A 10,691-nucleotide genomic window follows, 5' to 3' on the forward strand; every position below is an offset into this window, starting at 1 on the left:
GATCGAGTAAGGAGCTTACGTGTTCGCCTGGTGGGGTCGAATGGTGTACCGATTCCGGTACATCGTTATCGGCGTCATGGTCGCACTGTGCCTCGGTGGCGGCATCTACGGGATCTCCCTCGGAAACCACGTCACCCAGAGCGGCTTCTATGACGAAGGCAGCGAATCTGTGGCCGCCTCGTTGGCGGCTGACAAAGCCTACGGACGAGACCGGACGAGCCACGTCGTCGCGATCCTGACGCCGCCCGACGGCAAGAAAGTCGACGACCCCGGGTGGATGAAGTCCGTCACCGGCGAACTGGACCAGCTGGTGTCCGACCACCCGGACCAGATCGAAACCTGGGTGGGATGGCTCAAAGCGCCCACCACCACGCTCGCCACGGTGCAGCAGATGAAGACCGAGGATCTGTCGCAGACCTTCGTCAGCATCCCGCTCAAGGGCGACGACGACGACTCGATCCTGAAGAACTACCAGACCATCGAGCCGGACCTGCAGCAGGTCAACGGCGGCGATATCCAGTTGGCCGGCCTCAACCCGCTGGCCAGCGAGCTGACCGGCACCATCGGCGAGGATCAGAAGCGCGCCGAGGTCGCCGCCATCCCGCTGGTGTGCGTTGTGTTGTTCTTCGTGTTCGGCGGCGTGATCGCGGCGGCCCTGCCGGGCATCATCGGCGGCCTGACCATCGCGGGCGCGCTGGGCATCATGCGGCTCTTTGCCGAATTCATGCCGGTCCACTTCTTCGCGCAGCCCGTGGTCACGCTGATGGGTCTCGGAATCGCGGTCGACTACGGCCTGTTCATGGTGAGCCGGTTCCGCGAGGAGATGGCCGAGGGCTACGACACCGAGGCCGCCGTGCGCCGTGCCGTGATGACGTCCGGTCGCACGATCATGTTCTCCGCGGTCATCCTCGTTGCGTCGTCGGTGCCGCTGCTGTTGTTCCCGCAGGGCTTCCTCAAGTCGATCACCTACGCGATCATCGCGTCGGTGATGCTCGCGGCGATCCTCTCGATCACCGTGCTGCCCGCCGCGCTCGCCATTCTCGGCCAGCGGGTCGATGCGCTGGGCGTGCGTTGGTTGTTGAAGTTCGCCGAGCCGGACTCGGCCACGCCCGTCACCGGCAATTCGCGCACCAATACGCTCGCGCTCGCGTCGATTCCCACCGGACTGTTACTTCCGCCGGTGGGCATCGCACTCGGCCACTTCGCGCGCAAGCGCATCAGGGAAACCGGCGAGCGGGGCACGCAGTTCGCGCTCATCGGCTTGACGCTCGGTTACATCACGCTGCTGGGCGGGCTCGCATACGGCGTCATCGCGATGAAGGACGCGGACATCATCGGCAGCGCGCTGTACTGGGTTCTGCTCGGCATCGTGATCTTCGTCGCCATCGTGGTCGTCGGGATGGCGCTGGCGCGATACGTCCCACTCGCTCGCACGCCGATCGTGTGGTGGCTGAACTGGCTTGCAGAGAAGACACAGAAGACCAAGACGCGCGCCGAGGTCGAGAAGGGCTTCTGGGGCAAGCTCGTCAACGTCGTGATGAAGCGCCCCGTCGCCTTCGCGGCGCCCATTGCGATCGCCATGATCGTGCTCATCATTCCGCTGGGACAGTTGGCTCTGGGTGGCATCAGCGAGAAGTACCTGCCGCCGGACAACTCGGTCCGAGTAGCGCAAGAGGACTTCGACAAGACCTTCCCCGGGTTCCGCACCGAGCCGCTGACATTGGTCATCCAGAACACCGACGGCCAGCCGGTGACCGACCAGCAGGTCGCGGAGATCCGCAACGAGGCGCTGGCCATCCCCGGCTTCATCGAACCCGACGGCGACCCCGCGAAGATGTGGCAGCCGCGCGGCGGCAACTCGACCGACGCGTCGGTCCGCGTCATTCAGAACGGCCTCGTCGACCGCAACGACGCCTCGAAGAAAGTCGAGGAACTGCGTGCGATCTCGCCTCCGCGCGGGATCACGATATCTGTCGGCGGCACACCGGCTTTGGAGCAGGACAGTATCCACAGCCTGTTCGACAGGCTGCCGTTGATGGTGACCATCCTGATCGTCACCACGACGATCCTGATGTTCTTGGCGTTCGGCTCCGTCGTGCTGCCGATCAAGGCCGCCGTCATGAGCGCACTGACGCTCGGGTCGACGATGGGCGTGCTGACGTGGATGTTCGTCGAGGGGCACGGCTCCGGGCTGATGAACTACACGCCGCAGCCACTGATGGCGCCGATGATCGGGTTGATCATCGCGGTGATCTGGGGTCTGTCGACCGACTACGAAGTGTTCCTGGTCTCGCGCATGGTGGAGGCCCGTGAGCGTGGTCTGTCCACCGCCGAGGCCATTCGCATCGGCACGGCGACGACGGGTCGCCTGATCACCGGCGCGGCGCTGGTGCTCGCGGTGGTCGCGGGCGCGTTCGTCTTCTCCGACCTGGTGATGATGAAGTACCTGGCGTTCGGCCTGCTGATCGCGCTGCTGCTCGACGCCACCATCGTCCGTATGTTCCTGGTGCCCGCGATCATGAAGTTGCTCGGCGACGACTGCTGGTGGGCGCCGCTGTGGATGAAGCGCATTCAGGAGCGTCTGGGGCTCGGCGAGACCGAACTGCCCGACGAACGCAAGCGGCCCGCCGTGCGGGATCAGCCGGACGAGGCCCTGGTGGGCGCCGGCGCTCCGGTGCCGCCGCGCCCCCGACCGCCGCATGACCCGACGCATCCCGCGCCAGAAGGCACGTCTCGACCGGGTGCGACGACGCGCATCGCCAAGCCGCGCGCCAACGCGCCGTCGGTCGCGGGGACCACCCGGATCCCGACCGCCCGTCCGGCGCCGCCCGCCGATGAGCCCCAGACCACGCGGATGACGTCGGCCCGCTCAGCCACCCGCGCCACGCGGCATCCGGCGAAGCCGCCTGTTCCACCGCAACGGCCGCGCGAGGAGCGCGAAATCGAGTCGTGGCTCGGTGAATTGCGGGGCACCGGCGGGCAACCGGCGCCCCCGTCGCCGCCGAAGCGACCGTCGGCCGAGCAGACCCGGGCAATGCCCGAACAACGTTCGCGTCAGCAGCCGCCGCAGCCGGGCAACGAGCCGACCACGGCCATCCCTGCGCAGCGGCCGCCTCAGCCGCAGAGCGACGATCCGACGACCGCAATTCCCACTCCTCGTCAGGTGGGGACCCCGCCGGAAGGCCGTGGAGATCCGGAATCCACGGAGAAGATCAACACGCGCGAGGACGACGAACGCAAACGCCGCGGCGGCGGTATGAGCGCCCAGGACCTGCTGCGCCGCGAGGGCCGGATCTAGGTTTCATCTGCTCCGTCTGCCCACCGAAGTCGACATGGGTTGGGTACAACCCGGGCCGACGCGAACGCGCTAGATGCCCTCGACGTCGTCGGATTCGGCTTTCACCAGCGGGCCGTCGTCGTATTCCTGTGCGGCTTCTTCAGCCTCCGGATCTGGGGACGTGAGCACGCGTATCGAGCTGTTGAGGAATGCCAGCGCCGGAACGGCGAGCAGCGCACCGACGATGCCCGCCGTGACGCCGCCGGCCGCGATCACCAGAACGATCGCCAGGGGGTGGATCGACACTGCCCTGCCCATCACCAGCGGTTGCAGGACGTGACCCTCCAATTGTTGAACCGCGATGACCAGCCCGAGGGTGATCAGCCCGTAGATCAGACCCTTGGCGATCAGTGCGACGACCACCGCGAGCGCACCGGCTATCACCGCACCGACGAGCGGAATGAACGCGCCGAGGAACACCAGCGACGCCAACGGCAGCGCCAGCGGCACACTCATGATGGCCAGGCCGGTGCCGATGCCGACGGCGTCGACCAGCGCGACCAGGAACGTGGCCCGCACGTAACCGATCAGCGAATGAAATCCGGCCCGCCCGGCATCGCGCACCCGGTCGCGCACGGTGAGCGGGAAGATCTGCGTGACGAAGGCGAAGATGTTGCGTCCGCCCTGCAGCAGGAAGATCAAACTGAAGAGAACGAGCACCGCGCCGGTGACGATCTCGGTGACGGTGCCCGCTGTCGACAGCGCGCCCGTCGTCACTTTCTCCTGATTGTTCTGCAGGGCCTCAATCGCGGCATTGCCCGCGTTGTCGATCTGGTCTCTGCTCAGGTGCAGCGGGCCGTCGATCAGCCAGTCGCGCACGCCGTCGATGCTGAAGCTCACCTGCTCGACCAGAGCAGGTGCCCCCTCGATGAACTGGCTGACGACGAACGCCATGATGCCGCCGACCACGGCCAATCCGCCGAGCAGCATCAGTGCGACGGCACCGCCGCGCGGCGCTCCACGCCGGTCGAGGAAGTCGACGGCCGGCATCAGCAGCGCCGCGAGAATCGTCGCCAACGCCACCGGCACGACGATGATCTCCAGCCGCTTGAACACCCACAGCAGCGCGACGACGGCGGCCAGGATCACCAGCAGTCGCCACGACCACGCCGCAGCCTTCCGGACGAGCGGCGACACCGCATCGTCGTCAGCGACAACTCCCCCTGGCATCCCGATAGCGTAACGGCCTGCCGCGTCATCCCCGCGGAACTGCAGATTTGCCCACGTCAGGTTCTACCCTGTAGGTCGTGTCCCACGACGCGCCGGCGAGCGCCGCGCAGCCGGAACGGGCGAGCCGTGAAGGGCCCACGCGCAGCAAGTACTGGTGGCTGCGCTGGGCGGTACTCGGCATCGCCGTCGTCGTGCTCACTGTCGAACTGGTGCTGGTCTGGGATCAGCTGGCCAAGGCCTGGAAGAGCTTGTTGTCGGCCAACTGGTGGTGGGTGCTGGCCGCGTTGGGGGTGGCGCTGGCGTCCATGCACGCGTTCGGCGAGATCCAGCGCAAGCTGCTGCGCTCGGCGGGAGTCGCTGTGCAGCGCTGGCGGTCTCAGGCCGCGTTCTACGCCGGCAACTCGCTGAGCACCACGCTGCCCGGCGGCCCGGTGCTCTCGGCGACGTTCATCTATCGGCAGCAGCGGATGTGGGGCGCCACGCCGGTGATCGCGTCGTGGCAGTTGGTCATGTCGGGCGCTTTGCAGGTCACGACTCTGGCGTTGCTCGGCTTGGGAAGCGCGTTCTTCCTCGGCGCCAAACACAATCCGTTCTCGCTGATCTTCACCCTCGCGGGTTTCATCATGCTGATCGTGTTGGCCCAAGCGGTGGCCTCACGACCCGACCTGCTCGACGGCATCGGGGTGCGGGTGTTGTCCTGGGTGAACTACCTGCGCGCGAAACCGGCTGACACCGGGGTCGCGAAGTTCCGCGAGATGCTGGCGCAACTCGAGTCGGTCAAGCTGTCGCGACGCCAACTGGGTGGCGCCTTCATGTGGTCGGTCTTCACTCTGGTGACGGGCGTGGCGACGCTGCTGTTCGCCTGCTATGCGGCCGGCGGGCATCCGTCGCTACCCGGTGTCACGGTCGCTTTCGTCGCGGCGCGTGCCGCCGGATCGATTCCCTTGATGCCCGGTGGCCTCCTGGTGGTCGAGGCGGTCCTGGTGCCCGGGTTGGTATCGAGCGGAATGACCTTGGCCTCGGCCATTTCCGCGATGCTCATCTACCGATTGATCAGTTGGATCTTCATCGCCGCGATCGGCTGGGTGGTGTTCTTCTTCATGTTCCGCACCGAGGCGGACCTCGACCCCGATGCCGCAATAGACAACGAGGCCGCATGCGATCACGAAAAGCCCTAGCCCTGGTCAGTGTCGCGGTGCTGACGGCGTGTACATCGCAGTCCCAGCAGGCCCGACCCGCCGAGCCCACCCGCGGCCCCGCACCCTCGGTGGTCACTCCGTTGATCGCCGAGGCCGTCGCCGCGCCCGTCGCGGTGCCGGCGACCGACGGCAAGACCCACCTGGCCTACGAACTGCGGCTGACCAACGTGATGTCTCACGACGTGACGTTGACGTCGGTGACCGTCACCGACCGCGACATCGTGCTTTTGAACCTCGCAGGTGATCGGCTGACGCCCTGGACGCGGGTACTCGGAACACCGACACCCGCGAGGAAGATCGGCGCAGCGCAGACGGCCATCGTGTGGCTCGACGTCGCGTTGGAGAACGGGGTGCAGGTTCCTACCACTCTGACACATGCTGTGGCGCTGTCCAATTCGCAACCACAACCCCCATTGTTTCCCGCCGCGCAGACCATCGACGTTGCCCCGGTCGACGTGCAGAAGCGCCAACCCGTCGCGATCAGCCCACCACTGAAAGGCCCGAACTGGGTCGACGGCGACGGCTGCTGCGACACCAGCGCGCACCGCACGGCACTCAACCCGATCAACGGGAGCCTCTGGGGCGCAGAGAGGTTCGCGATCGACTACGTGCAGCTCCGGCCCGACGGCCGTCTGGTGAACGGCCCCGCGGCCACCCCTGAGAGCTACGCGTACTTCGGCGCCGACATCCATGCCGTCAGCGACGGTCCCGTCGTCTCGGTGCGTGAGGGTCTGCCCGAACAGCCGCCGGGCCGCAACCCCACCGGTTTACCGCTCGACCAGTATGCGGGCAATCACGTGGTGCAGGACCTCGGCGACGGTAACTACGCGCTGTACGCCCACATCAAGACCGGCACCGTGAAGGTGCAGCCCGGCGATCAGCTGACGAGCGGCCAGGTGCTCGGAAACGTCGGCAACACAGGCAATACCACCGCCCCGCACCTGCACTTTCACGTCATGAGCACACCTGATCCGCTGCGCTCGGACGGGCTACCGTTCGTCTTCGACGCCTTCCGCCTCGATTCGCGCATCGCGAACGCCGACGGACTCGACACGATCTTCGACGGCAGTCCCGCGCCGATGCAGCCGGGTTTGGAGCCTCGCGATGAAAGTGGCGTCATGCCCCTGGAACTGGATGTGATGACCTATGGCGACCGCTGACACTCGACCGGCCGTGGTGGCATTGGCCACCGACATCATCTGTGTCGTGGTGTTCTGCACCGTCGGCAGACGCAGCCACGACGAGGGGCTGAACCTGGTCGGCATCGCCGAGACCGCGTGGCCGTTCCTGGCAGGCACCGTCGTGGGCTGGCTGCTGTCACGGGGTTGGCTGCGGCCGACGGCGGTGGCCCCCACCGGCGTCACGGTGTGGTTCTGCACAGTCGTCGTCGGCATGCTGCTACGCAAGGCCACCGGAGTCGGTGTGGCCACGAGTTTCATTGTGGTTGCGTCGATTTCGACGGCGGTGCTGTTACTCGGCTGGCGCGTCGGCGTCCGGCTGATGGCTCGCGGCTGAGACGGTCAGCGTCGCACGCAGACCGCCGAGCGGGCCGTCGGACAACTCGATGCGCCCACCGTGCAACGCCGCCTGCTGCGCCACCAACGCCAAGCCGAGGCCGGAGCCACCGGGTGCGGCGGTGCTGCCGCGGGAGAACCTGCCGAGCACCGACTCGTGCTCTTCGACCGGAAGGCCGCGCCCGTTGTCGTCCACGACGATCGTCATGGTGTTCCCGTCGCGGCGGGCCGCCAACACGATGCGCGTAGCGCGGCCGTGCGTGATCGCGTTGCGCACCAGGTTGTCGACGGCCAGCCGCAACCCACCCGGCCAGCCCCAGACCGTGCCGAGGTCGTCGGCGGCCTCCACCGCGATCTCGACCTCATCGCCCGGCCTGGTGTTTTCCCGGGCGACGCGGTCCAAAAGGTCTGTGACGTCGATCAACTCACGATCCTCGGCCTGCGCCAACTGACCCGACGCCAACTGCCCGAGCGCGGTGATGATCGCCTCGACCCGCCGCTGCGCACGCGACAGGTCGGCCACCACTTCCTCGCGCTCGTCGGCCGGGAGGTCGTGGATTCGCAGTGTGTCCAGATCCGCGCGCATGGCCGTCAACGGCGTACGCAACTCGTGGGCCGCGTTGGCGGCGAAGTCCTGGGCCGCCTGCAGCGAGTTGGTGGTGGCCTGCTGCGCGGCCGCCAGCCGCGACAGCATGGCCGACATCGCCTCGGACAAGTCCTCGGCCTCGCGCACGCCCCGCACCTCGGGCATCTTCTCGCTGCCCTTGTGTAGACGCTTGGTGTGTTCGGTCAGCCTGCGCAGTGGACGAATAGCGGGGCCAGCCAACATCCAACCCAGACCGCCGGCGATCAGCACCGTCACGAAGCCCACCGCCGTGTAGAGCGGAATCCTGCCGCGGCTCAACAGAATGCTGTCGGCGCGGATGCCGATCGACATCAGCACGCCGCCCTGCTGATCGACGGCTATCGTCCGCACCCGGTACTCGACGTCGTTGACTTCCACCGTCGCGGTGCCCGTTGGCAGCTCGGGCAACTGGAATCCGCGCTGGAACACCACCTGGCCGGTCGAGCGCGACCGCCCCGTGGTCAGGACCCCGCGGCGCGGATCCTGCAACTGCTCGGGGTACATACTGGCGTCGATGATCGAGTCAAGCCGGCGATCCAGTTGTGCCGCATCGTTGTTCGCGAGCACCACCGACGTGAGGATCGTGAAGCCCGCGACGACACCGGCGGCCGCAGCCGCCGACGCGACCGCAACCCGGGTGCGCAACGACGCGGATCGCAGAAACCGCGGTGCCTTCACCCGTTATGGCTCGTCTCGCAGGACGTAACCGATCCCGCGCACGGTGTGGATGACCCGCGGCAGTCCGTCGCGTTCGAGTTTGCGCCGCAGGTAGGAGATGAAGACATCGGCGACGTTGGTGTCGACGTCGAAATCGTAGCCCCACACCAGTTCGAGCAGTCGCTGACGGGACAGCACCACCCCGGCGTTCTCCGCCAGCACCGCGAGCAGGTCGAATTCGCGTTTGGTCAGTTCGACGCGCTCACCGGCGACGAAGACGAGCCGCCGCGCGGTGTCGATGGTCAGCGGACCGACCGTCATGGTGTCCGAGGGTTGGTCGGAGTGACTCGAACGCCGCAGCAAAGCGTGCAGGCGCGCCACCAACTCGCCCAGATCGAACGGTTTGGTCAGGTAGTCGTCGGCACCGGCTTCCAGCCCCGCGATGCGGTCGTTGACGGTATCGCGGGCGGACAGCACGCAGATCGGGATCTCATTGCCCAGCGCGCGCAGTGCGGTCACCACCGCAACGCCGTCGAGCTCAGGCATCTGCACGTCCAGCACGAGGGCGTCGTGCGTCTCGCTGGACAGCAGCCGCAGCGCCTCTTTACCGGTCGCCGCGACCCGAACGTCGAACCCCGAGTGCCGCAGTCCGCGGGCCACCGAAGTCCTGACATCCGGGTCGTCGTCGACCATCAGCACGGTGCGGCCCGCACCCTCATGCTGCGCGGGCAGCCCAGCCGGCACGCGGACTACGGCCTAGCTGTCGGCGATGCCGTCGCCGTTGGTGTCGCCGCAGCGATTCTTGATGTCGACCAACGGCTGACGGATGCCGGTCAGTTCGGCCTTCACCTGCGGATTGGCGTCCAGGTACCGCTGGACATCATCGCGGATCTGATCGCGCGGCTGGCCCTCGAGGCTGGTGAAGAACCAGTTCACATCCGGGTGGGAGAACAGGTACGCCGACGTAGCAGCGGAGACACCGGACGCGACACCGGCCAGATCGGCTGCGGTGCAGTTCGGCGGTCCGTCCTGAGCTGCCGCCGTAGGCATCGCACCGAACAACATCGCACCGGCAATTGCGCCAGTGCCGACAGCGCCAGCTACCGCTCGCCGAGCAGTACGGGCCGAGAGCAACATGGACAAGCTCCTTCATCGGAAGTGGAGAGGCCGCAACCATGGGCGGTTAGCGGCACAAAAAGCTAAGCAGAATGTCCGCCAACTTTCTTGCCTTGTGATCAACCTGCCGTCAGAAAGTCCGAAACCGCAGCTCATCTGCCCGACCTGCGAGGGCGCGCGCGTCGTCGCAGGCTAAGGCAGGCCCGCGATCGCGGCGGTGGGAGAACCCGGAACCCCCTGGGAGACGGGCGACGCCGCCGACGAACCGGCAGGCAGCGAAGCACTCGGCGCACCACCGGTCGCGGGCGTGGGTAGGCCGCCTGGCAAACCTCCAGTGAGCCCGCCGTTCTGCTGTGCGGCCTGCATCAGACCCATCATCTGCGGAAGCGTGAGCGGCAGCTTGCACCGGCCGGACAGCGTGGTCAGCGGCTGCTGCAGCTGCTGCAGGTCTTCGCTCACCTCGGGGTTGGCATCGAAGTACGCCTTCAGCCCGACCAGCGACTGCGGACCACCCTGCTGCGAGATGGTGGACAACGCCTGGTTGGTCTCCGGATTCGAGTCGAGGTAGGCGCCGGTGTTGTTGGCGACCGACCCGATGGTCTTGGCGACCTGACTGGCTGCGCAGGGATCCGGAGCGGCAGTCGCTGATGGCGTCGGCACGGTCAGCGCGGCCACCGCCGCACCTCCACTTGCCACCGCAGCGAATATGGCGAACAGACCGCGGCGCAGCGTCCTTGGGGTCGGTGTCATCTCAGCACTCCTTACGGTTCGCGAACGACTCATCTGATCGCAAACGCTTCCTCACAACGGCTTTGTCCTCTGCACGGGACGCCGGCGACTGCGCCGGACTGAAACGGCCGAAGCACATACTGCCATCTGCCGCCGCACGCGGGCCAATTCAGCGAGCAAACCCACACGTCAATATGGGCGGTCGCACAGCTGCGGCTAGCAGCCGCCCTCACCCCCGAACCGGACGGTTAGAGCAGCATAAGGCGTTGCTGGCAGTGTTCTTGGGGCGCTCGACTTGTCCGCTGACATATCACACGCTGCGGTACGCTCACGTACGCAACGCC

The 10,691-nt window shown here is 66.9% G+C and carries 9 protein-coding genes; 4 read left to right on the top strand and 5 right to left on the bottom strand.

The genetic code is table 11. The features are described from left to right. Positions 1-19 precede the first annotated feature (19 nt). Entirely contained in the window at positions 20-3,298 is a 3,279-nt protein-coding gene (locus tag N4S67_RS10755; RefSeq protein ID WP_260992926.1) for an MMPL family transporter, read from the top strand. A 69-nt stretch (positions 3,299-3,367) separates the two neighbouring features. Here N4S67_RS10755 and N4S67_RS10760 read toward each other — a convergent pair whose 3' ends face one another. Continuing rightward, positions 3,368-4,507, bottom strand: a complete 1,140-nt coding sequence (locus N4S67_RS10760; protein WP_260992927.1) for an AI-2E family transporter — start codon at positions 4,505-4,507, stop codon at positions 3,368-3,370. 77 nt (positions 4,508-4,584) lie between these two features. Here N4S67_RS10760 and N4S67_RS10765 point away from each other — a divergent pair, with 77 nt between their 5' ends. From N4S67_RS10765 to N4S67_RS10775, 3 genes are read left to right on the top strand one after another with little or no spacing between them, the layout of a single operon-like run. Beyond that, positions 4,585-5,685 carry a lysylphosphatidylglycerol synthase transmembrane domain-containing protein gene (locus N4S67_RS10765; protein ID WP_260992928.1) on the top strand — a complete coding sequence of 367 codons (1,101 nt, stop codon included), beginning with the start codon at positions 4,585-4,587 and terminating at the stop codon, positions 5,683-5,685. Then, complete coding sequence (locus N4S67_RS10770) at positions 5,664-6,866, top strand: M23 family metallopeptidase (protein WP_260992929.1); 1,203 nt, start codon at positions 5,664-5,666, stop codon at positions 6,864-6,866. The genes N4S67_RS10765 and N4S67_RS10770 overlap by 22 nt, the downstream gene beginning before the upstream one ends. Beyond that, positions 6,853-7,221 (top strand): DUF3054 domain-containing protein, encoded by a 369-nt coding sequence (locus N4S67_RS10775; RefSeq protein WP_260992930.1) that lies wholly within the window; start codon positions 6,853-6,855, stop codon positions 7,219-7,221. Before N4S67_RS10770 ends, N4S67_RS10775 begins: the two co-directional genes overlap by 14 nt. Here the strand turns inward: N4S67_RS10775 and N4S67_RS10780 are convergent. From N4S67_RS10780 to N4S67_RS10795, 4 genes are all read right to left on the bottom strand, one after another. After that, on the bottom strand, positions 7,177-8,523 hold the full coding sequence (locus tag N4S67_RS10780; protein ID WP_260992931.1) for a sensor histidine kinase: 1,347 nt from the start codon (positions 8,521-8,523) through the stop codon (positions 7,177-7,179). The genes N4S67_RS10775 and N4S67_RS10780 overlap by 45 nt on opposite strands. Before the next feature lie 3 nt (positions 8,524-8,526). Then, the gene (locus tag N4S67_RS10785) at positions 8,527-9,195 is read right to left on the bottom strand and encodes a response regulator transcription factor (RefSeq protein WP_260993079.1); all 669 of its coding nucleotides are present in this window, start codon (positions 9,193-9,195) and stop codon (positions 8,527-8,529) included. Positions 9,196-9,258: 63 nt separating this feature from the next. Then, on the bottom strand, positions 9,259-9,639 hold the full coding sequence (locus N4S67_RS10790) for a heme-binding protein (protein ID WP_260992932.1): 381 nt from the start codon (positions 9,637-9,639) through the stop codon (positions 9,259-9,261). A gap of 171 nt (positions 9,640-9,810) precedes the next feature. Next, a complete protein-coding gene (locus tag N4S67_RS10795; RefSeq protein WP_260992933.1) occupies positions 9,811-10,368 on the bottom strand; it encodes a hemophore in 558 nt (185 codons plus the stop codon). Positions 10,369-10,691: the final 323 nt, after the last annotated feature.

The organism is Mycobacterium deserti (assembly GCF_025345615.1).
Classification (GTDB): domain Bacteria; phylum Actinomycetota; class Actinomycetes; order Mycobacteriales; family Mycobacteriaceae; genus Mycobacterium; species Mycobacterium deserti.

Coding starts and splice junctions, on each gene's coding strand:
- N4S67_RS10760 (WP_260992927.1), bottom strand. CDS start 4,507: ATGCCAGGGGGAGTTGTCGCTGACGACGATGCGGTGTCGCCGCTCGTC.
- N4S67_RS10770 (WP_260992929.1), top strand. CDS start 5,664: ATGCGATCACGAAAAGCCCTAGCCCTGGTCAGTGTCGCGGTGCTGACG.
- N4S67_RS10775 (WP_260992930.1), top strand. CDS start 6,853: ATGGCGACCGCTGACACTCGACCGGCCGTGGTGGCATTGGCCACCGAC.
- N4S67_RS10785 (WP_260993079.1), bottom strand. CDS start 9,195: ATGGTCGACGACGACCCGGATGTCAGGACTTCGGTGGCCCGCGGACTG.
- N4S67_RS10790 (WP_260992932.1), bottom strand. CDS start 9,639: ATGTTGCTCTCGGCCCGTACTGCTCGGCGAGCGGTAGCTGGCGCTGTC.
- N4S67_RS10795 (WP_260992933.1), bottom strand. CDS start 10,368: ATGACACCGACCCCAAGGACGCTGCGCCGCGGTCTGTTCGCCATATTC.